Here is a 21,104-nt window from a genome sequence, read left to right on the forward strand (position 1 = left end):
CCAACTGGCCAAAGTGCCAAGCGACCCGGCACGCGATTTCCATCGACCTATCACCTTGCGCAGGTTGCCGCCACTCGCGCAGGAGCACAGGATCGGTGGCGATAACGATGCGGGAGAGGACCGAGTGGACCGCGTGAAGCAGATTGGCGACGTTGCCGAGATCATGCTCGACTACGTCGAGAACAAGAAGACTTTCCAGACGGACCGGACGTTCAAGGTCCCCACCGCGAGCTATACCGACAAGGACCAGTTCAACGCCGAGATGGAGCTGGTGTTCAAGCGCATGCCGCTGATGCTGGCCTTCACGGCGGAAATGCCCAATCCCGGCGATTACAAGGCGATGGAGGCGGTCGGCCTGCCGGTGCTGATCACGCGCGACAAGGAGGGGCAGGTCCGCGCTTTCCTGAACGTCTGCTCCCACCGCGGCGCGCCCGTCGCGGCCGAAGGGCATGGCAACTGCGCGCGCTTCACCTGCAAGTACCACGCCTGGACTTATGCGACGGACGGTCGTCTGCTCGGCATTTCAGAGGCGAGCACCTTCGGGCAGGTGGACAAGACCGAGATGGGCCTGCGCCAGCTTCCTTGCGAGGAACGCGGCGGCATGATCTTCGTCTGCCTGACGCCCAATGCACCGATGGACCTCGATAATCACTTCCGCGGTTTTCTGGAGGATTTCGACGCGCTGGACTTCGCCGACTGGACTTATCTGGGCAACCGCACGATCGAGGGTGCGAACTGGAAGATTGCCTTCGACGGCTATCTGGAGGGCTATCACTTCCAGTCGCTCCATCCCGAAACGATCTTCCCGCGCACGCCGTCCAACTGCACGCATTACGAAGGCTTCGGCCCGAACATCCGCATCGGTTTCCCCCAGCATTCGATCGCCGAGCAATTGAAGGACGTGCCGCGTGAGGAATGGGGACTGAAGGAGAATTACGGCTACGATTTCGTGCGGATCTTCTTTCCCAACGTATCGATCTTCATCGCGCCGGAAATCACCCAGGTCGCCCAGCTTTTCCCGGGACCGACGCCGGATCGCAACCGCACCGTGCTGAACTATCTGCGACGCGATCCTGTGCGCGATGAGGCGGACCGCGAGGGTGTGGAAGCGGCGATGAACTTCTTCCGCGACGTGACCTATCAGGAGGATTACGTCATCGGGCTGGAGATCCAGAAAGGCCTCGAATCCGGGGCGCATGACGAGCTTACCTTCGGTCGCAACGAAAGGGGCAACCAGTACTTCCATGAGTGGTTGAACTGGTATTTGCAGGACGACGCTTCGCTTCCTGAACCGCAGATGTAAGGCGGGCGGGACAGATGGCGCGCAAGCTTTCGCTCGCTTCGGGTGTCTTGCCCGAATTCGGCGCGGTGGACGTTGTGGAAGCTGGCGCGGCGACGGGGTTCGACGCGGTCGGCCTCTGGATCGATCCGGTGGAATGGCCGCCGCAATCGACGCGGGAAACGCGCGCGGCACTGGCTCGCACCGGGATTCCCGTGCTGGATGTGGAGGTGGTCTGGATCAAGCCCGACGCCGCGCTGGACGATCATCGCAAGGTGATTGACGTGGGGGCGGAACTGGGCGCGGCGAATGTGCTGTGCGTTTCTTCCCACCCCGATCACGGCGTTACGGCCGACACGCTTTCCGCGCTTTGCCGCCATGCAGAGGGTTCGGGGATGCGCGTGGCGCTGGAATTCGGCATTTTCACCGAGGTGCGGAACCTGCAACAGGCGCTGGCGGTAATGCGGCAGGTGGATCATCCGCTGGCGGCAGTGCTGGTCGATCCGATCCATGTCGATCGGTCCGGCACCACCGTGGCAGAAGTGGCGGCGATCGATCCGGCCCTGCTGCCTTACGCCCAGTTCTGTGACGCCCGTGCTTTGCGGCCCGATCCGGGCGATTTCGCGGCCGTGATTGCCGATGCCGTGGACTTGCGCGAGCAATGCGGAGAAGGCGCGCTGCCGCTTGCGGCGTTGCTGGAAGCGCTGCCGCCGGAGGTGCCGCTTTCGATCGAGCTACGCTCCGCAGCGCTGCGCGAGGCGTTCAGCCATCCCGTCCTGCGCGCCAAGGCGGTGCTCGATGCCACACGCGGCTGGCTGGACACGCTGGCGTGACCGTTACCGTCGTGACCCTGCTCAAGCGCCGTCACGGCATGAGCCGCGAGGACTTTCGCATCTATTACGAGACGCACCACCGCCGCATCGGCGAGCGCGTGCTGGCCGGCTATGCCACGCGGTACGTGCGGCGTTACCTCGTCCCGCTCGACGGCACGGACCAGTCTGGCGATGCCGATGTGGTGATGGAGATCGACTTTCCCGACACAGCTACCCGAGATGCCTGTTTCGCGGCGCTGGCCGATCCCGAAACGCAGGCGATGATCGCGGAGGACGAGGAGCGGCTGTTCGACCGCGAACGGATCCGCACCTTCAGCGTCAGCGAGGCCGCTTCGGAGCTGCCCTAATCCTCGCGCGCGTCCATCGTCCTGTATTCGCGACGGGTGAATAGCCACTGTCCGTCGATCCGCGCCAGTTCGTCCGCATAGCGGCCACGCAGGCGCATGGTCTTGCCGCTGGCGGGATCGTCGAACAATTCTGATGTGTAGGAGATGGCCGTCGCCCGGTCTCCCTCCACCCGGATCTCGCCGGGATGGGCAACGTAGATCATCGGTCGGCTGCCGCCGCCAAGGCCATAGCGCTTCATCGATTCCACCCAGGCGGCGACGATGGCGGGCTTGCCGGTGTAGCCGCCCAGGTCGGGAAACTCGGGCAGGGCCCAGAAGGCGTCCTCTGCCCATGTCCCCGCCCATGTCCTGGCGTCGCGCGTCATCACGCCGTGGGCATAGGTATCGAGCAGTTCGCGGATCAGGATGCGGTCTTCCAGCGGTCCGGTGAAGGCCATGGGCGGGTCTCCTGCCTTCAATATACGTGGGGTTCGCCGTTCCACTTGTAGAACCCGCCGGACATCGCCGGCGTCAGCCGCCCGGTCAGTTCGGCGATGCCGGCTGCGCTTTCCTGCGGGGTGAGATCGGCCTGCGGGCCGCCCATGTCGGTTTGCACCCAGCCGGGATGGACGCTGATCGCGATGATCCCGCGATCCTTCGTGCCCAGCGCGATCGAAACCATCAGCCGATGCAGCGCCGCCTTGGATGCGGAATAAACCTCGTAACCCGCATAGGGCCATGTCGATGCGCCCACCTGGCTACCGAAGCTGACGACTTTCGCGCCCGGTTTCAGGCGCGGCAGGAAGGCCTGGAACACGCGCATCGGGCCGTTGACGTTGATGTTGAACACGTCCAGCCAGTCCGCGAAATCGGCATTCTCCAGCTCCGAGGTGGTGCTGCCGGAAACGCCCGCGACGTTGTAGAGCACGTCGATGGCGGCATTGCCGGTATCGGCAGCCCCTGCCTTGACCGAGGTATCGTCCGCCACATCCATCGCATGGAGGGTGACGCGGCCGTCCGACCCGGCGGCAATCTCCTTCAGCGCGGCGGCGGCTTCGGGATCGCGCAGCAGGGCGAAGACCCGATCTCCCTTCGCCAGATGCAGTTTGACGAGTTCGAGCGCGATGCCGCGCCCCGCGCCGGTAATTGCCACGTTCGCCATCAGGGCTTCCTTCCTTCGAGCCAGTCGTTCAGCACTTCATGGAAGAAGCGCACGCGGGTTTCCTGCGCCGGCAGGTAGGCATCGGTATAGCCGCGCGAATGCATTCCCGCCTGCATACCTTCGGCCAGTTCCATGTCCTGATAGACGATCTGCCCGGCCAGTTCTGGAATACCGCGCCCGCCATCGAAAATGCGATGTTCGCAGGCGGCCGCCTCACGCAGTGGGCGGGGACCGGCCATCACCGATTCCACCATGTCCTGCCCGGCCACCGGGAACGCCATGCACCACAAGTCGAAGAAGCATTTCTCCGGATCGTCGGGATGGGGTTCGGATCGGAACAGCAGCAGATTGTCCGGCAGGAAGCTGATCGTCACATTGGGGAAGATCACCGTATGCGGACTGTCGGTGATTTCCTCCTCGTCCATGTGTTCGTAGTGGAGATAGCCGCGTGCCTTCCAGTCGCGCTTTTTCGCGGCCTTCAGGTCCAGCCAACCCTGGATCGCCATGTCCTCGTAGGAGGCATAGCTGTCCGGATCGATGCCCCAGTGCTGGAGGATCAGTTTGTAGGGATGCGGCAGATCGTCCGGCAGCCGGTCGGAGAGCGAGGGGCGCATCGGCTGCACCGTGCGGCCGTGCCCGGCCGGCCACATTTCGTGCCGGGCGGTGTCCACGTCCTGATCGATCCACGGCGGCACTTGCGGATGGGCGGTGCGGGTGTGGTAGCTTTCGGAAAAGTTGTCGGTCACGAACTTCCAGTTGGCGTCCAGCGCGATGCGATACCAGGCGACGCGCACGGCCGTTTCCATCGGATAGCCCGCGTAGACTTCAGGCAGGGGGGAAAGGTATTCGAGCAGGCCCGGTCCTTCGGCAGCCATCGTGTACCAGACGAAGCCGCCCCAGTTTTCGCACCGCAGCTCTTTCAGCGAAAGCTTGCCGCAAGGGCTGCCCTGCGGAAAGTCGCCCTCGTCCTGAACATGGATCAGCTTGCCATCCAGCGCGTAGCGCCAGCCATGATAGGGGCAGGAAATCGTGTCGACCGAGGACATGCCGCGCACCAGCCGCATTCCGCGATGGGCGCAGGAATTGTAGAAGGCGCGGACGCTGCCGTCTTCCTGCCGGATCGCGATCACCGATTCCTTCATGAAGTCATGCACCATGAAGTCGCCCGGCTCCGGGATGTCGGCCAGGCGCCCGGCGATATGCCAGATGCGGGTCCAGAGGTGGTCCCACTCCTTTTGCGCGAAATCGCGGGCGAAATAGCGGTCCCCGGTGATCGGATCGCCGCGCAGATTGGCGGGATCGCGACCGTCGAGCGGCGCCATGACCTCGGCAGGCCTGTTCATGTCGATGCTCTCCCGTCGTCGGTTTGCGGGCCAGTCTGGTGTCGGACGGGCGGCCCGGCACCTGTCACTTGTGCGAGAAAGCGGCTGGCCTATCGCCGCTCGTTAAGCTCTTGCATGGTGCGCGCGGCGAAACGGCGCAGGCGGTCCATCCGCTCTCCGTCCTGTTCGCCGTCTCCGAAGATCGGGCGGTGCAGCAGCATCCCCATGTGCATGGCGCTGGTGAAATCGTGCGCCAGCTTCAGGTTCGCCCAGTCGTCGCGCCACTGGGGGAATGCCTCGATCATCTCGTTGGTCCAGATCTCGTCATAGCGGCGGGCGACCGGGACGAAGATGGTGGCCAGTTCGCCATCGGTCCGCGCGGCAACGGCGAGTTCCAGCCACGCGGCATATTCGCGTGTCTGCACCGAACGCCAGTGTGCCTCGCACGCCAGTTCGATCCTGGGTTCGCCCGAACGGCGGGAAAGCGCGTCCAGATAGTCGTCCAGAAAGCTGCGCATGCGGTGATAGACGGCGTGGTCGAGCACCGCCGCCACCAACGCCATGCGCGAGGGGAAGTGGTGGTGCATCGCCCCGCGCGACACATCGCAGCGGCCGGCGACGGCGGCGGTGGTGAGGCCGGGATAGCCATGTTCGACAAGGCAGTCGACCGCGGCCGAGACCAGCCGTTCACGCATCCGCGCGCTTTTGCGCTGCTGCCATTTCGTCGGCGGCTCGGCATGGATTTCCGGGGCCAGGGCGCCCAGGATGCGGTCCTGAAGGGTCTCGCTGTTCATGGCCTCTCCTTGACGGCAAGGCTGCCTGCCTCAGGCCGTTCGCGCCACCTAGCTTTAGTCGCAGGTGAGGAAGACCGCCGCGTCATACCATAAAACCGGCAGGTGAGTCGGTTTCATTTCGGCCGACCCGCCGGGCCCCCAAGACATGCCGCAAAGGCATGCGGAGGGCGGAGAGGAAGGCAGACCATGACCGAGGCGCAACTGGCGCAGGAATTCGATCTCGCCGCCGAAGTGCGCGATCTTGCCGCGCGGCGTGACATTGCCGAAGCCGCGCACCGCTACATGCGCGGGCTGGACCGGTTGGACGCGGCGCTGCAGCGCCGGGCCTTTCACGACGATGCCGTGGTGGACTGCGGGTTGATGCAGGGCACCGTCGATGAGTTCGTGGCCTTCTGTCAGGACTTTCTGGGCACCATGGAGGCGACGCATCACCTGCTGGGGCAGCACCGCATCGAGGTTTCCGGAGAGACCGCGCGCGGAGAGGCCTATTTCCAGGCGTGGCATGGCGTGCGCGAAGAGGGCGGCGGCGTGCGGGACCTGTTCGTCGCCGGGCGATATCTTGACGAATATGCCTGCCGGAACGGCGAATGGCGCATCACCGCGCGCCTGCTGGTGACCGACTGGGTCAAGGACGATCCCGGCTCGCTCGATTTCTTCGCCGCCAATCCCGGCGTCGTGCGCGGCGGCCGTCGCGGCACCGATCCCAGCCAGATAGGAGCGCGTTCATGAACCTCCAGAGCAAGGTTTCCCGCTATTCGCAGGAATTCGATCCGCCGGTGCGCGGGGACACGATCACGGCGGACCGCTATATCTCCAAGGAGTGGATGGCGGGCGAGATGAAGAACCTCTGGCCCAAGGTATGGCACCTTGGCGGCGTGCTGGCCGATCTGGAGGAGCCGGGCGACGTGATCCGGCACAATCTGGCCAAGGAATCGGTGATCATGGTGCGGCAGGAGGACGGATCGATCCGCGCCTTCTACAACTCCTGCCCGCATCGCGGAAACCGGCTGATCCTGGCCGACGTGACCAGCGTGCCGCGCATCACCTGCGGCTATCACAACTGGACCTACGACTTGGACGGCACGCTTATCAAGGTGCAGGATCCGGACGATTTCGAGGGCGGCAGCCCCTGCGGCAAAGTCCACTTGTCCGAACTGCGCTGCGAGACCTGGGGGCCGTTCGTGTTCTGGTGCATGGACGATGATGTCGCCCCGCTGCACGAATGGCTGGCCCCTTTCCCCGAGCGCCTGGCCGGTTACGGCATCGACAACTGGGTGCGCGTGCTCAATCTTTCGGCCGATTGCGAATTCAACTGGAAGATCATCCGCGACAATTTCAACGAGAGCTACCACCTGCCGACGATCCACCCGGAACTGGCGACCTTCATCAACGACGGGCTGCCGGACACGCTGTTCGAGATGTACCCATCGGGCCACAACTCGATGTGGATGAAGGGCCATCAGGCTACCACCCGCGTCGATTACCACACCACCGAGGTTCCCGCTCCGCTCGACCAGATTGCCCGGGCCTGGGGCATCGATCCGGCGGACTATGCCGGTCATACCGGCGACCTTCGCGCTGCGGTGATCGAGGCGAAGCGGCGGCTGGGGCCTGAGCGGGGCTTCACCAATTACGACCAGATGAGCGACCAGCAACTGGTCGACTATTTCCACTGCACGCTGTTCCCCAACCTGACGCTGACGATGAGCCCGGAACAGTTGCAGGTCCTGCGTACAGAGCCGCATCCTACCGACCCCGAAAAGTGCGTGTTCCAGCACTGGTGCCTCTATCCGCCAATCGCGGGGATGCGAGAGGTGGAGACCCCGCTCGGCACGGTGCCGTTGCGCCATGACGCGGTGGCGCGCCATTCGGTCTATGGCGACGGCGTTTCGGTGGGATTCGTGGCCGATCAGGACCTGTCGATCGGCACCAGCCAGCAGCAGGGCCTCAACTCGCGGGGCTTCAAGGGCTGCATCCTGCCGGGCCAGGAAAAGCGCGTGCAGCGGTTCCACGAACTGCTGAACGACATGGTGCAGCCGCAGGAATGAGCGACTTCGTGCCCGGCGTGCCGGGGCGCCACGTGATGCAGGTGGCGTGGCTGGTCGACGATCTGCACGCCGCCTGCGTGCGCTGGACGCGGACCACGGGGATCGGGCCGTTCCTGACCGTGCCGCATGTCGTGCTGGAGGAGTATCGCTATCGCGGCAAACCGGCCGGGGGCCTCGATTTCTCGGTGGCGATCGCGCAGTGGGGCGGGGTGCAAGTGGAACTGGTGCAGCAGCACTGCAACAACCCGTCGGCCTATCGCGACACCATCGCGAAAGGGCAGGGCGGCTTCCATCACCTTGCCATCTATGCCGACGATTACGATGCCGCTTACGCGCATTACCGCGATCAAGGCTTCGCCGCGGCGGTGGACGGCACCTTCGGCGGGTTCCGCTTCAGCTACATCGATACGAGCACGGCGATCGGCTGCATGATCGAACTGATCGAGGAAAACCCCGCGCAGTCCGATTTCTTCCGTCGCGTGGCCCATGCCGCAGACGGGTGGGACGGCGAGACCGACCCGATACGCCCCGGCTTTCCTGCATAACCTCAGCTCAAGGACCAAAAACCCATGGTGCAATGCCCCATCGACGATCGCCTGGCGATCCAGGACCTGCTGATCGCCTATGCCCATGCGGTGGATAGTCTTCACGACATTGACGGGATTCTCGACGTCTTCGTGGAGGATGCCGTGTTCGACCTTTCCGGCATCGGCTTTCCGGATCTGGAAGGGCACGCCGCGATCGGCCAGTTTTTTGAAAACACGTTCGCGGCGATGACGGCCCATGCGCATTACCTGACCAACTTCGCGATCACCGCTTACGCAGGGGACCGCGCCTCCATCCGTGCCTACGTGATCGGCATGGGCCGGTACAAGGCGGGAGGCGGGATTACCGTTCACGGGCGCTATTACTTTGATGTGGTGCGCACGGCGACGGGGTGGAAGGCCACGCGCTACACGATGGATTTCCTGATCCCGCCTGAGGGGTAAAGGACTTCAATCCCACTCGAACGATCGGTCCGTGGCCGGTGCACCAAGGCTGGCAATCAATAGTTCGTCGCCCCCGCGAAGGCGGGGGCCCCGCTTCCTTCGCGCCTCGCTCGCAGGAACAAGCGGGATCCCCGCCTTCGCGGGGATGACGGGGTTGGTTGGGGAAGGTGCGTGTTGAGCGGTGAGAGGTGCGGGGGGCGAGCGGCCTCAGTGGATCGAGTTCTGGAGCGTGACGCCAAAGATCTCGCTGCGCGGCCAGCCCTCGTCATCATAAACGGGCTCGATCCCCGCGGCCGAATAGAGTTGCACTGCAAAGCCCGTCAGCGTGAATCCACCCAGATGGTCGCGCATCGCCGCATAGGATGAATGCGCGAAGTGGCCCAGCAAGGCGCGTTCGCTCTCCCATTCCTCGTAGACGTGGATCACGCCAGGATCGAGCGGATCGACCGCCCAGTTGTAGGCCACGCAGCCCTCCTCCTCGCGGCTGGCGGTGATGTGCTCGGCGCCACCGCGGATGATCTCGGAGCATAGGGCTTCGTCTCCGGCGAAGCGGAGGGTTCCGGCCACGATGATGCGCATGTGTGGGTCCTTTCAGGCAATCGGCCGGATCGCCGGCGTCTCGTGGATTTCCAGAATTTCGAAGACGTTGCCGAAGAAATCGCGGCAGTAGGTACCGGCATAACCGTGCTTGGTGCCGTCCGCATCGGTTGTGATCGTTGCCAGTTCGGGCGGGGCGTGGACGGTAAGGCCCGCCGCCACGATGCGTTCGTGAACGGCGACAAGATCCTTCACCTGCAGGGCGATATGGGTATAGCCATATTCGTTGACGCCCCGGCGCGGATCCTGCGGCTGCTTCTGCTGCGGGGCGCTGTACTCGAAGCACTCGATCTGCACGTTGCCAAGGCGGCAGAAGAACTGCTCCGCCGCGCTGCCTTCCAGGCCGACGATCTCATCGATGAAGGGATTGTCGGCCCAGCGCAGCGGCTCCACTTCCTCCACGGCGCCCAGGATATCGAGGTAGAAGTGCCGCGCCTTGGCAAGATCGGGCACCGAAACGCCGATGTGATGGACGCCGATCACGCCCGGAAGAGTGGCGCTCATGCCGCTACCGTGCTTTCCGCGCCGACATTGCGCTGCGCCGCGTGCTTGCCCGCCAGATAGCCGAAGACCATGCCCGGCCCCAGCGTGCCGCCCCCGCCGCCGTAGGTCATGCCCATCATCGAAGCCATGGCGTTGCCCGCTGCGTAAAGCCCGTCGATCGGCTTCAGGTCCACATCCAGCACGCGCCCCAGCGTATCGGTCTTGGGCCCACCCTTGGTGCCCAGCGCGCCGGACTTGACCTCGGCGGCATAGTAGGGCCCGCCCTCGATCTTGCCCAGCGTGGCTTCCTTGCGGCCCTTGTTGTCGGGATCGCCCCAGTAGAGGTCGTAATAGCTTTCGCCCCGACCGAAGTCCTCGTCCTTGCCGCTATCGACCATGGCGTTCCAGCGTTCCACCGTGGCCTCCAGCGCCCCTGCCGGAATGCCCAGCTTTTCCGCGAGTTCGGCCAGGGTATCGCCGCGCGCGATCCAGTCGGCGGGTTCGCGCTTGTGTGCGCCGTCGCCCACACCGATCAACTGCGTGTCGAGGAAGCCCCACTTGTCGTAGAAGGCCTGGTTGAACAGGCACCAGGCGGGAAGGTTGGCCCAGGAGCAGGAATTGAGGTCCTGCACATGGAACGCGGCGCCGAAGGCGTTGTAGTTGGCGGCCTCGTTGGTGAAGCGCTTGCCGGTCCTGTTGACCATGATCGTGCCGGGCAGGGTGCGCTCTCCGGTGAAGAGCATGCGGCCCATCTCGTTGAGCGGCGCCTCCACCACCGGCATCCACCACGCCTCGCGCATGGAGGAGAGCATGGCCCCGGCCTTCATCGCCATGCGCAGGCCGTCGCCGGTATTGGTGCGGATCGATACCGGCGAGGTCAGCGGGCCGCGCAGGAAGGCGGCCTTGAACGCCTCGTTGTGCTCGAAACCGCCGGTCGCCAGCACCACGTTGGGCGCGTCGATCACGGTGCCGTCGTCCAGCTCCACGCCCTGGGTCACGCCGTTTTCGATCCGCAGTTCCTTGCCGCCGGTGCCGAGCAGGAATTCCACGCCGCGATCCAGGCAGCCGCGCAGCAGGCGGCCGACGAGGGCATGGCCCAGCCCGCGCTCGTCATTGTCGGCGCGGCGTTTCGCCTCGGCGGGGTCGAGCGGATCGGGCACCGCCTGCGCCAGCGAGGTTTCACCCACGGTGAAATAGACGTGCGGCCAGTAATAGGGGGAAACTTCCACCCGATCGCGCCATTCGCCAAGGTCGCCATAGGGATAGACCGCGCATTCCAGCGTGCGCCCCCCGCGCGATGCCGCGCCGGGCTGTTCGGGGTGATAGTCCGGAAAATCGGGCACGACCATGAACTTCACCGGGGTGCGGTCTTCCAGGAAGGCCACCATCTCGACGCCGCCGTCGATGTAGGCTTCGGCCATCTGCGGCTCGATCAGCCCGTTCGACATCGAGGCGAGGTAGGTCAGCGCCTTGTCGCGGCTGTCTTCCTTGCCGAATGCCTGCTGGTGCGGATTGCAGGGAATCCAGATCTGCCCGCCGGACCAGGCCGAAGTCCCGCCCAGCTTCCCACCCTTTTCGACCACGAGAACCCTGGCGCCGTGTTCGGCAGCCGTCAGGGCAGCGGTCAACCCCGCCGCGCCCGAACCGAGCACGACGAGATCGTATGCCTTGTTGGTCATTCTCTCTCTCCCGATGGCCTCTTCAGGGCCTCATGAAAGTCACACCTGGCTGAACCCTCCGTCCATCACCAGTTCGTCGCAGGTCATGAAGCTCGATGCCTCGCTGGCGAGGAAGACCACGCCGCCTGCCATTTCCTCGGGCTTGCCGAGGCGGCCGATGGGATGGGTGGTGTTCATTGCCGCCAGCGAAGCCTCGCGCGAGGGCGAGGCGCCGAGTTCGACGTAGCGGTCCATGATCGAGGCCAGCATCGGCGTTTCGATCCCGCCGGGATGCACCGAATTGACGCGGATGTTGTACTTCAGCGCGGCGAATTCGGCCCCCAGGCACTTGGACAGCATGCGGATCGCCGCCTTGCTGACGCAATAGGCCGCATTGAACGCCGCGCCGCGAAGGCCGCCGACGCTGGAGAAGTTGATCACCGAGGCGCCGCCCTTGCGCGCCTTGCCGCCGGCCTTGAGCAGGTCCAGCAGGACTTGCGTGCCGATGATCGCGGAATCGACGTTGATCGCGTTGATCCGGTGGAATTCGGAAAGCGGCGTCTCCTCGAACCTGGTGACGATCGAGAAGCCGGCATTGTTCACCAGCACGTCCAGCCGCCCGTAGTTTTCCCGCACCAGCGCCTCCACCGCGCGCCAGTCGGCCTCGCTGGTGACGTCGTGCTTCAGGTAGCGGTCGGCGCCTTCGACGTCCGCCTGGTCCTTGAGGTCGGTGGCGATCACGGTGGCGCCGGCGGCCTTGAGCGCCTTGACGATCTCGCGGCCGATGCCGCCCGCAGCGCCGGTGACGACGGCAACGGTATCGGGAAGGGCGCCGGGTGATGGTGGGGTCATAGTCGGGTTTTCCTTCATGTCTTTGCTGGCGCCTTGCCCGCAGGGGCTTGGACAGCCTCTGCGGAATTGGTAGTACACGACACATAAAACCAGGCGAACGCGCCCGAAATCGGCCTCGGCCCGTCGCAAGCCGCCGCATGCAAGGCATTGGAATGGCTTGCGAAGGAACGCTTCATTGCGCGGTCCACCCGCCGTCCACGACCAGTTCGGCGCCGGTCATGTAGGAACTGTCGGCAGAGGCGAGGAAGAACACCGCGCTCGCCAGTTCGGCAGGATCGGCCAGGCGGCCCATCGGGGTCCTGCTCGACATCAGGTCCACCAGATCCTGCGGCTTTTCGGCGACACCCTTGTCCACCCAGCGCTGGAACCCGTCCTTGAGCAAGGGCGTCATGACGAAGCCGGGATGCAGCGAATTGGCGCGGATCGGCATTTTCTTCTCGGCGAATTCCAGCGCGATGGACTTGGTGAACAGCCGCACCGCGCCCTTGCTGGCGTTGTAGCCGGAGACCTCGCTCATGCCGACGAGGCCCATGATCGAGCTGACATTGACGATCGATGCCCCGCCCGTCACGTCCGCGCCGCTCGCCGCCATCAGCGGCACGAAAGTGCGCACGCCCAGGAACACGCCATCGACATTGATGCTCATGATCCGCCGCCAGCCTTCCAGCGAGGTTTCGGCGACCGGGCCGGTCAGGTCGATCCCGGCATTGTTGATCAGGATGTGCAGCTTGCCGTGCCGCCGGGTGACGGCATCGCGCGTGGCCGCCCAGTCATCCTCGCTGGTGACATTGGCCTGCACATAGCTGGCCGCCTGCCCCAGCCGGCCCAGCGTCTCGCCCACCAGCGCGCTGTCCTGTGCCTCCAGGTCGGTCAGCACCACTTCCGCGCCCTCGGCCAGGAAGCGCTCCACGCAGGCCAGGCCGATGCCGCGCAGGCCGCCCGAAACCAGGGCTATCCGGCCCTTCAGCCGCTGCGAACCCAGATCGTTCATACGCCCATCATCCCTGCCGTGGTCGCCCCGTCGATCACGTATTCGCTGCCCGAGACGAACTGCGATTCGTCCGAGGCGAACCAGGCGACCAGCGCGGCGATCTCCTCCACCCGTGCCATGCGGCCGAGCGGGGACATGCCTTCATAGGCGGCGCGGGTGGCCACGGGATCGCCGGAGGTCTCGATCAGGTTGCGGATCAGCGCCGTCTCCACCACGCCCGGAAGCACGGCGTTGACGCGGATGCGGTACTTGCGGTTGCCCGCATGGACCGCCGCCGACTTCACCAGCGCGACGACCGCCGCCTTCGACACCGAATAGGCAAGGAAATTGCCCATCGCCCGATGCGCGTTCATCGAGGAATTGACGAGGATCGATCCCGTTGCCCCTTCGGGATTGCGGGCCATCAGGCGCATGGCGTGCTGCACGGTCAGCATGGCGCCGGTCTGGTTGACGCCGATGACGTTTTCCCAGCCTTCCAGCGAGATATCCTCCACGCTGCCGTCGCCCTGTTCGGTGCCGGCATTGGCGAAGGCGAAGTCCAACCGGCCGTAGTCGCTGGCGATCCGGGCGGAGAGCGCCTCCCACGCGGCGCCGTCGCGCACGTTGTGGCTGACGAATTCGGCGCCGCTCTCGGTTGAGACCGCGTCGGCGGCGGCACGGTTGGAGCCGGTGAACACCACCCGCGCGCCTTCCGCGCAGAGCCGCTTCACCGCGCCCGCGCCAATGCCCGAGGTGCCTCCGGTGACCAGCGCCACCTTGCCTTCAAGCCGCTTCACGGCATTCTCCCATCTTCTTCGTTGTTGCGAACATGGCCCATCCGCGCCGGGGGGCAACCTATGATTAGAGCAAGGTGACTTCCCCTTTCCGCCGGTCCAGACATGCCCCAAACAGGGAAAAACAAATCAGGTTGGGAGACCTTGGACCAATGGCCGAACGCGACCTCGAATTGGGTTCCACGCTGGGAGAAGACCGCAGCGAGGGCATCAGCTGGGCCGAACTGATGGCGCTGGATTCGCGGGCGGCTCCCGCGATCCTGACCGAAGAGAGCTATAGCTATCGCGGGTCCGACCCGATCCCCGCGCAGCGCTACACCAGCGCCGAATTCGCGCAGCTGGAGCGGGAGCGGATGTGGCCCTACGTCTGGCAGTTCGTGGCGCGCGAGGAAGACCTGCCCGATCCCGGCGACTTCATCGTCTACGAGAATGCCGGTCGCTCCTACCTCGTTTCGCGGCAGGACGATGGATCGATCCGGGCCATGCACAACGTCTGCCTCCATCGCGGCCGCAAGCTGCGGACCGAAGAAGGCCATGCCGACAATTTCGTCTGCCCGTTTCACGGCTTCGCCTGGAAGAAGGACGGCAGCTTCGATTCCATGCCCTGCCAGTGGGATTTCCCCCACCTTGCCGAACAGAACCTTGATCTTCCCGAGGCCGAAGTGGGCCGCTGGGCGGGCTACGTCTTCATTCGCGAGGAGAAGGGCGGGCCCAGCCTGGAAGAGTTCCTTGCCCCGCTGCCCGAGCATTTCAAGCGCTGGCGGCACGAGGAATGCGCCAGCGTCATGCGCGTGGCCAAGGAAGTGCCGGCCAACTGGAAAGTGGTGATGGAGGCCTTCATGGAGGCCTGGCACACCATCGTCACCCACCCGCAGCTGCTGCCGTTCACCGGCGATTCCAACGCCGCCTACTGGACCTGGGGGGACAACGTGAACGTCAACCTCGTCCCCTTCGGCGTGATGAGCCCGCATATCCAGGAAGGGCAGGGCGAGCAGTGGATCGTTGACGAGTTCATCAAGTACAACGGCCGCTCGGGCGACAATTACGAGGGTGAGGCATCCGCCAACCCGATGGCGATCCGGGTGCCGGAGGGCGTCACTGCCCGCGCCGCGCTGGGTGCCGCGATGCGCGCGGCCTATACCGAGAGCACCGGCTACGACCATGCCGAGGCGACCGATGCAGAACTGCTGGATGCGCTGGTCTACAACGTCTTCCCCAATTTCGCGCCCTGGGGCGGCTATATGCCGAACATCGTCTACAACTGGCTGCCCGGAAAGACGCCGGACACTTGCGTGATGGAAGTGCGCGTGCTGGCGCGCATTCCCAAGGGTCAGCCGATCCCGCGCGGCGCGCCGCTGAAGATGCTGCGGCTGGACCAGAAGTGGACCGAAGCGCCCGAACTGGGCATCCTGGGCGACGTGTTCGAGCAGGACATGGACAACCTGCCCTTCGTGCAGGAGGGGCTCCATGCCTCGAAGACCGGCAAGGTGAACCTGGGCAACTATCAGGAAATCCGCATCCGCCAGTTCCAGGATACGCTGATGAAGTACATCAATGGCGAACTGGGTGGCTACAAGGCATGAGCGAAGCCGCCGAAAGCCGCCCGCCGCGCGTCGACTGCGTGCTGATCTGCGGCGGGGTCTGGCATGACATGGACTTTGCCCGGCTGGAACTGCTGAAGCTGCTGGCCGAAGACCCGGCGGTGCGGACCCGCGTGTTCGAGGATTACGAGAACCTCGACGCCATCCGCTCCGCCCATGTGCTGATCACCTATACTTGCGATGTCACGCCCTCGCTGGCGGCGCAGGAGGTGTTGCGCGACTGGTTGAGCGCGGGCGGGCGTTGGTATGCGCTCCATGGCACCAATTCCGTGCTGCGCCTGCTGGCGGACGGACCCCATGCCGGCCTGTGGGACGCGCCACGCTGGGCGCCGCTGTTCATGGACCTGCTGGGCAGCCAGTTCGTCAGCCATCCGCCGATCGCGCCTTACACGGTGACGGTGGCCGATCCCCATCATCCGCTGGTGCAGGGGATCGAGCCGTTCGACACGACCGACGAACTCTATCACATGGAGCGGCACGGCGACCTGCACGTGTTGCTCGAAACCGAATGCACCGAGGAGGGCACCGGCTTCGTCGAGGCGGCCGACGCCATCGGCACGCATCCGGTGATGTACATCAAGAGGCACGGCAAGGGCGCGGTGCTTTACAACACGCTCGGCCACTGTCGGGGACATTACGACTTGCAGCCCATGCTGGATTGGTGGCCGACGGTCGACCGCTGCGCCTGGGATCTACCGGTGTTCTACGAGCTACTGCGCCGGGGGATCAGCTGGATCAAGCAGCGCGAGGGGTGAGGTCGCGCGGAAGAAAGCGGGGCCCCCGCCTGCGCGGGGGCGACGAAGCTTTGTTGGGTCAGGTAGGGTCCATTTCGGACGGGCGGTTACCGCCAGATGGAAATTAGCCCTAGCCAACTCAATCCCCGTCGCCCCCGCGCAGGCGGGGGCCCCGCTTTCTTCTTTCCCCGCCGTTAATTCAACATCCCGAGATACCGATCCAGCGCCGCTTGCGGCCCTTCCGGCCAGCGGGACAGAACCAGCAACCGCTTGTGTCCGGCGCCGATCGCCAGTTCGTCGGTAACGCCCATGCCGCCGTGGAACTGCACCATCTCATGCGCCAGCGTGACCGAGGCTTCGCTGATCCAGGCCCGGGCACCGCTCACCGCCTCGGCAAAGCGGTCATCGCCCCACGATACCAGGGCAAGGTTCAGCAGGGCCCGGCTCTGCTCGATGGCAGCGTACTGAGCGACCATGCGGTGTTGGATCGCCTGGAACGAGCCCAGCGCCGCGCCGAACTGGTCGCGGGTGCGCACATAGTCCAGCGTATCGTGGAACATGCGCTCCATGATGCCCAGCGCTTCGGCGCAGCGGGCGATTGCGGCAACTTGTTGCGCCTCCTCTATCGCGGCAATGCCGCCGTCCAGCCGATGGCTTTCGGCAACCTGTACGCCGTCGAAGGTGAGGGCGACTGCGATGGAGCCGTCGGCCATCGGCCATTCGCGGCGGTAGAGGCCGGGTGCCTCGGCCGGCACCAGAAACAGCGCCACGCCTGTCGCGTCGTCGGGCGTACCGGTCAGGCGCGCGGAGACGATGTAGCCGTCCGCACCGCCCCCGGCGATGCAGTAGGGCTTTGCGCCATCCAGTCGATACCCCCCATTGTCGGCCACTACCTTGGTTTCGACCCAGGTCAGCCCATCGCGCGCGCCCACTTCGGCATGGGCGAGGGCGAGGCGTTTTTCACCGGTGAGCAGTCCGTCCAGCCATTCGTCGCGCAGTGCCTCGGGCGCGGTCCGCGCGAACAGGCGGCCGGCCAGTACCGAAGCCTCGGCCAGCGGTTCCACCACCATGCCGCGGCCCAGCGCCTCGAATATCGTGGCGATGCCGGTGGCATCGAGGTTGAGGCCGCCCAGTTCCTCCGGAAACGGCGCGGCGATCAGGCCCAGTTCACCCAGAAGCGCCCAGTTCTTGCTGGAAAATCCGCTCGGTTCGGCCAGGAAGGCGCGGCGGGTGGTGTGGTCGTAAGTATTGGTGACGAAGCGCTCTGTCAGTGCCTTGAGCATTTCCTCGTCTTCGCTGAGGTCGAAATTCACATCTCTCTCCCGTCTGTCACACGGGTGTAGCACCTGCCGTGGGAGCATCTCCGCTGGGCAAAAGGCTAGGCTGCACAAGCCGTTTTTGGGCTTTCGGACAATTGTGCACCCCGGCGGGACGCGTTACGCTCTGTGCCAAGAGAGGAAAAACATGTCGCTGTTGTCACAGGAAAACATAGACGCCGTGCGCGTGGCTTCCCCGGCCGGTATCCGGCCCGCGGCAGAGGCTCTGCACAAGATCGCCATCGACCTCGGCTACCGCGCCGCGCCCGCGCACGACATTGCCGACAAGCGCACGCCGGTGGATGGAGAGGGCAAGGTGCTGGCCATCGAAGTGTTCGGCTGGGGCGATGACGAGCGTGTGTGGTGGCGCAATTCGCGCATCGCGCTCGATTCCCCGCTGACGACGGCCTGTCGCTTCGAAAGCCAGCCGTTCTGGGCCAATGCGCAAGGTTTTCGGACGCGCGAGCCGAATGCCTACCTGCAATCCATCGACATCGCCAATTTCGAACAGCGCGCCATGACCCGCGCCTGCATCGCCGTGCCCGTTCATCTTCCCTTCGGCCAGATCGGCGCAGTGAGCTTCAACCCGCTGGACAAGGACCGGACCGACCTTTCGGAAGACTTCCTGCGCCTGTCGGACGCGCTGGGGCTCTACGCCCGCACCTTCATCGCGACATACATCCAGGTGATGGGTTCCACCCAGGCGCTGCCGCCGGAATCGCGGCTTTCGAAGCGAGAGGTGGAGTGCCTGCGCTGGGCGGCGATCGGCAAGACCGATCTGGAAATCAGCATGATCATGTCACGCAGCCGCGCAACGGTGCGATTCCACATCCACAACGCCGCGACCAAGCTGAACGCGGTGAACCGCAGCCAAACGGTCTTCAAGGCAGCGCAGTTGGGATATATCTCGCTGCACAACTAGGGGCTGCTCTAAGGCGGTTTGAGCGGGTTCGGACGGCCGCTTTGCGAGATTCTAGCTCGGGAGCGGACGTTTCGGATACGCCAACAAAGCGGACGTGCTCGCCCAGCAAGATAGCGCCTATGATACACCCAAGCATCATTTCACTGAAATGGAAACGAAGCAATTAGAAGGGCGCTCAACGAGGTTCTCGCATGATTAGATTTGGTGGGTTTTATGCTCAAGATGGATCGCGAATCCAGCTGCCTTTAAGAGAAAATCCTCATTTAAGTTCGGTTGTGGCAGCAATTAAATACATTCGAGATTGCGGTGTTATTGGACTTATACACTCGGAGGAAGATATAAAAATTTCGGAGTTGAAAATTCAGATCAGTAACTGCCTGTATATGCCGTACCTAGAGACCATTGTCCCAGATGGGGTGATCGTTAGATCAATCGACAACGATGGAGCGAATTGTGAATTGATGGACTTCATGGGTGAGCGCTATCCGTCTACCAATATTACAAGCGACATCCAATATATAAGCGAAATTTGCGCCGAGTTTATTGATTCTGGAACCGTTTCAAGAATGGTCGTCATCTGAGTCGATCAAATTCAGATTTACCGTTTCCCCCGAAAAAGCCGGCTCTCCGCTGCATTGATACGCCACCGGAAAGCCGACATTTGTTCAGCGCCGGAATTTGATCATGCCGCCCGGCTCGAATTAGAATGTAATCCGGTCCTCCAACATCAGCTTGGCCCCGCGTAGGCCCAACGCCATGGCGGGGGCGTTGGTGTTGCCCGTTACGTGGCCCGGCATCACCGAGCAGTCCGCTACCCGCACGCCGGTCACGCCGTTTACGCGCAGGCGCGGATCGACCACGGCGGCGGGATCGCTGCCCATGCGGCAGGAGCGGATGGCGTGGAGGCCGCAACTGGACAGGCGGCGGAACGCGGTGAGGATGGCCGCGTCGCTGTCGATTTCCGCGCCGGGCACCAGTTCCGCGCCCACCATCTGCCCCAGCGGCGCTTCCGTCATGAACGCGCGCATCTTGCGCACCAGCGCGACGGCGGAGCGGCGATCGTGCTCGGTGGAGAGGAAGTTGTGGCGGATGTCCGCAAGGTCGCCGGAGTTCGGCCCGGTCGCCCGCACCGCGCTCTCGCTGGTGAGGCGCAGGAGCTGGCCGTAGATGGTGACGCCCGGGCGCGGGTCGATCTTGTCTAGCGGGACCGGATCCTTGTCGTCGCCGACCTTGAAGGTGTAGCCGCCAAGGTAGAACTGCGCGTCGGTGCGCCCATCGGGATGGGCGACGTTGCAGAAGGCGCCAACCTCGAACGGCCCAGTGGCGAGCACGCCGTCATGGCGCAGCAGATAGCGCAGCATGGCCATGGCCGCGCCCAGACCGAAGAAGCTGCGGTTGGTGCCGCGCCCGTGCTCCAGCCGGTAGGGAAGCGAGATCGACAGGTGCTCGATCATCCGCTCGCCCACGTCGGGGGAATGGACGAGCGGCGCGATCCCCGCCGCTTTCAGCCGTCCGCTATCGCCGATGCCGGATCGTTGGAGCAGTAGGGGGCTTTCCATCGCGCCGGCGCTCACCACTATTTCGCCTGCGCAGTCGAAGCGCTGCGGGCGGCCGTCGACCACGGTGTCGATCCCCACGGCGCGGGTGCCGTCGAACACGATGCGTTCCGCCAGCGCGCCGGTCACCACCGTCAGGTTCGGCCGCCCGCGCGCCGCCGCCAGATAAGTGCGCGCAGAGGATTCGCGCTGCCCGCCCCGGATATTGTGGCTGTAATAGCCAACGCGCGGACCGGTTGCGGCGTTGAGGTCGTCCACGCGCTGCAGTCCCAGCGCCTGGCCGGATTCGATCATGCGCTCTGCCAGCGGATATTTGAAACAGGCCGGATCGACATGGACGAGGCCGCCGCTGCCGCGCATCGGCGAAGCGCCGGCGGCGTGATCTTCCAGTTCCAGGAACGCCTCGGTCATGCTGGCACCGTTCCAGCCGGTGGCGCCGGCCTCGCTCTCCCACGCGTCATAGTCCGCCGGTTCGCCGCGGCTCCAGATCATGCCGTTGATGGAGGATGAGCCGCCAAGGCCCTTGCCCCGGATCCAGACTTCGCCGCCGCTCTGCTCGTTCGCGCCTTCCTCGCGCGGTTGGGAAACCGGATAGGCCCACATGTGCTCGGGCTTCTTGACCAGCTTGGCCACGCCCTTGGGCAAGGTGACCCAGAAGCTGTCGTTGCTGCCGCCCGCTTCCAGCAGCAGCACTTGCGATCGGCCGTCGGCGCTGAGTCGTTCCGCCATGACGCAGCCGGCCGAACCGGCGCCGACAATGATATAGTCCCAGGCTTTTGCCATCTGTTCGTTCTCCCGCCGTCATGCGTCGCACGAACTGGCACATTGGCTACCCTAGCGTTTTGATGAGTCACAAAGGCGGGGCGGG

At 64.6% G+C, this 21,104-nt stretch carries 23 protein-coding genes; 11 read left to right on the forward strand and 12 right to left on the reverse strand.

The genetic code is table 11. The annotated features are described in order from the left end of the window. The first annotated feature begins 124 nt into the window (after nt 1-124). Genes WBP06_RS19775 through WBP06_RS19785 form a run of 3 tightly spaced genes read left to right on the forward strand, consistent with a single transcriptional unit; the run spans nt 125 to nt 2,459 of the window. The gene (locus tag WBP06_RS19775) at nt 125-1,303 is read left to right on the forward strand and encodes an aromatic ring-hydroxylating dioxygenase subunit alpha (RefSeq protein WP_395337527.1); all 1,179 of its coding nucleotides are present in this window, start codon (nt 125-127) and stop codon (nt 1,301-1,303) included. 14 nt (nt 1,304-1,317) lie between these two features. Next, nucleotides 1,318-2,112: a sugar phosphate isomerase/epimerase family protein gene (locus WBP06_RS19780; RefSeq protein ID WP_395336450.1), complete on the forward strand. Its 795-nt coding sequence runs from the start codon at nt 1,318-1,320 to the stop codon at nt 2,110-2,112. After that, on the forward strand, nt 2,109-2,459 hold the full coding sequence (locus WBP06_RS19785; RefSeq protein WP_395336452.1) for an EthD domain-containing protein: 351 nt from the start codon (nt 2,109-2,111) through the stop codon (nt 2,457-2,459). The genes WBP06_RS19780 and WBP06_RS19785 overlap by 4 nt, the downstream gene beginning before the upstream one ends. Here WBP06_RS19785 and WBP06_RS19790 read toward each other — a convergent pair. From WBP06_RS19790 to WBP06_RS19805, 4 genes are all read right to left on the reverse strand, one after another. After that, on the reverse strand, nt 2,456-2,896 hold the full coding sequence (locus tag WBP06_RS19790; RefSeq protein ID WP_395336454.1) for a nuclear transport factor 2 family protein: 441 nt from the start codon (nt 2,894-2,896) through the stop codon (nt 2,456-2,458). The genes WBP06_RS19785 and WBP06_RS19790 overlap by 4 nt on opposite strands. A 17-nt stretch (nt 2,897-2,913) precedes the next feature. Continuing rightward, nucleotides 2,914-3,600, reverse strand: a complete 687-nt coding sequence (locus WBP06_RS19795) for an SDR family oxidoreductase (protein WP_395336456.1) — start codon at nt 3,598-3,600, stop codon at nt 2,914-2,916. Further along, nucleotides 3,600-4,943 carry an SRPBCC family protein gene (locus WBP06_RS19800; RefSeq protein WP_395336458.1) on the reverse strand — a complete coding sequence of 448 codons (1,344 nt, stop codon included), beginning with the start codon at nt 4,941-4,943 and terminating at the stop codon, nt 3,600-3,602. The genes WBP06_RS19795 and WBP06_RS19800 overlap by 1 nt, the downstream gene beginning before the upstream one ends. An 89-nt stretch (nt 4,944-5,032) precedes the next feature. Beyond that, entirely contained in the window at nt 5,033-5,716 is a 684-nt protein-coding gene (locus WBP06_RS19805; RefSeq protein ID WP_395336460.1) for a TetR/AcrR family transcriptional regulator, read from the reverse strand. Between the two features lie 186 nt (nt 5,717-5,902). Here WBP06_RS19805 and WBP06_RS19810 point away from each other — a divergent pair, with 186 nt between their 5' ends. Genes WBP06_RS19810 through WBP06_RS19825 form a run of 4 tightly spaced genes read left to right on the forward strand, consistent with a single transcriptional unit; the run spans nt 5,903 to nt 8,753 of the window. Next, the gene (locus WBP06_RS19810) at nt 5,903-6,445 is read left to right on the forward strand and encodes a nuclear transport factor 2 family protein (protein ID WP_395336462.1); all 543 of its coding nucleotides are present in this window, start codon (nt 5,903-5,905) and stop codon (nt 6,443-6,445) included. Next, nucleotides 6,442-7,764: an SRPBCC family protein gene (locus tag WBP06_RS19815; RefSeq protein ID WP_395336464.1), complete on the forward strand. Its 1,323-nt coding sequence runs from the start codon at nt 6,442-6,444 to the stop codon at nt 7,762-7,764. Before WBP06_RS19810 ends, WBP06_RS19815 begins: the two co-directional genes overlap by 4 nt. Beyond that, the gene (locus WBP06_RS19820; protein WP_395336466.1) at nt 7,761-8,309 is read left to right on the forward strand and encodes a VOC family protein; all 549 of its coding nucleotides are present in this window, start codon (nt 7,761-7,763) and stop codon (nt 8,307-8,309) included. Before WBP06_RS19815 ends, WBP06_RS19820 begins: the two co-directional genes overlap by 4 nt. 24 nt (nt 8,310-8,333) lie before the next feature. After that, on the forward strand, nt 8,334-8,753 hold the full coding sequence (locus tag WBP06_RS19825) for a nuclear transport factor 2 family protein (protein WP_395336468.1): 420 nt from the start codon (nt 8,334-8,336) through the stop codon (nt 8,751-8,753). Between the two features lie 207 nt (nt 8,754-8,960). Here WBP06_RS19825 and WBP06_RS19830 read toward each other — a convergent pair whose 3' ends face one another. The 6 genes from WBP06_RS19830 to WBP06_RS19855 form a co-directional block, all read right to left on the reverse strand. Beyond that, nucleotides 8,961-9,332: a putative quinol monooxygenase gene (locus tag WBP06_RS19830; protein WP_395336470.1), complete on the reverse strand. Its 372-nt coding sequence runs from the start codon at nt 9,330-9,332 to the stop codon at nt 8,961-8,963. Between the two features lie 12 nt (nt 9,333-9,344). After that, nucleotides 9,345-9,854 (reverse strand): VOC family protein, encoded by a 510-nt coding sequence (locus tag WBP06_RS19835; RefSeq protein ID WP_395336472.1) that lies wholly within the window; start codon nt 9,852-9,854, stop codon nt 9,345-9,347. Further along, complete coding sequence (locus WBP06_RS19840; RefSeq protein WP_395336474.1) at nt 9,851-11,512, reverse strand: FAD-dependent oxidoreductase; 1,662 nt, start codon at nt 11,510-11,512, stop codon at nt 9,851-9,853. The genes WBP06_RS19835 and WBP06_RS19840 overlap by 4 nt, the downstream gene beginning before the upstream one ends. Before the next feature lie 39 nt (nt 11,513-11,551). Further along, nucleotides 11,552-12,343: an SDR family oxidoreductase gene (locus WBP06_RS19845; protein WP_395336476.1), complete on the reverse strand. Its 792-nt coding sequence runs from the start codon at nt 12,341-12,343 to the stop codon at nt 11,552-11,554. A 172-nt stretch (nt 12,344-12,515) separates the two neighbouring features. Further along, nucleotides 12,516-13,334, reverse strand: coding sequence for an SDR family NAD(P)-dependent oxidoreductase (locus WBP06_RS19850; RefSeq protein WP_395336478.1), 819 nt, complete (start codon nt 13,332-13,334; stop codon nt 12,516-12,518). Next, entirely contained in the window at nt 13,331-14,110 is a 780-nt protein-coding gene (locus WBP06_RS19855) for an SDR family NAD(P)-dependent oxidoreductase (protein WP_395336480.1), read from the reverse strand. Before WBP06_RS19855 ends, WBP06_RS19850 begins: the two co-directional genes overlap by 4 nt. Before the next feature lie 149 nt (nt 14,111-14,259). Here WBP06_RS19855 and WBP06_RS19860 point away from each other — a divergent pair, with 149 nt between their 5' ends. Continuing rightward, entirely contained in the window at nt 14,260-15,690 is a 1,431-nt protein-coding gene (locus tag WBP06_RS19860) for an SRPBCC family protein (RefSeq protein ID WP_395336482.1), read from the forward strand. Then, nucleotides 15,687-16,463: a ThuA domain-containing protein gene (locus WBP06_RS19865; RefSeq protein ID WP_395336484.1), complete on the forward strand. Its 777-nt coding sequence runs from the start codon at nt 15,687-15,689 to the stop codon at nt 16,461-16,463. Before WBP06_RS19860 ends, WBP06_RS19865 begins: the two co-directional genes overlap by 4 nt. 173 nt (nt 16,464-16,636) lie before the next feature. Here WBP06_RS19865 and WBP06_RS19870 read toward each other — a convergent pair whose 3' ends face one another. Next, nucleotides 16,637-17,755, reverse strand: coding sequence for an acyl-CoA dehydrogenase family protein (locus WBP06_RS19870; RefSeq protein WP_395336486.1), 1,119 nt, complete (start codon nt 17,753-17,755; stop codon nt 16,637-16,639). A gap of 151 nt (nt 17,756-17,906) precedes the next feature. On the opposite strand from WBP06_RS19870, the gene WBP06_RS19875 reads away from it, so the two are divergent. Both WBP06_RS19875 and WBP06_RS19880 read left to right on the forward strand, forming a co-directional pair. Further along, nucleotides 17,907-18,680 carry a LuxR C-terminal-related transcriptional regulator gene (locus WBP06_RS19875; RefSeq protein WP_395336488.1) on the forward strand — a complete coding sequence of 258 codons (774 nt, stop codon included), beginning with the start codon at nt 17,907-17,909 and terminating at the stop codon, nt 18,678-18,680. A 191-nt stretch (nt 18,681-18,871) separates the two neighbouring features. Next, a complete protein-coding gene (locus WBP06_RS19880; protein WP_395336490.1) occupies nt 18,872-19,261 on the forward strand; it encodes a DUF6911 family protein in 390 nt (129 codons plus the stop codon). Nucleotides 19,262-19,381: 120 nt separating this feature from the next. Here the strand turns inward: WBP06_RS19880 and WBP06_RS19885 are convergent, their stop codons facing one another. Then, complete coding sequence (locus WBP06_RS19885; protein ID WP_395336492.1) at nt 19,382-21,019, reverse strand: GMC family oxidoreductase; 1,638 nt, start codon at nt 21,017-21,019, stop codon at nt 19,382-19,384. Nucleotides 21,020-21,104: the final 85 nt, after the last annotated feature.

This window comes from Novosphingobium mississippiense (assembly GCF_044029535.1).
In the GTDB taxonomy this organism is placed as follows: Bacteria; Pseudomonadota; Alphaproteobacteria; order Sphingomonadales; family Sphingomonadaceae; genus Novosphingobium.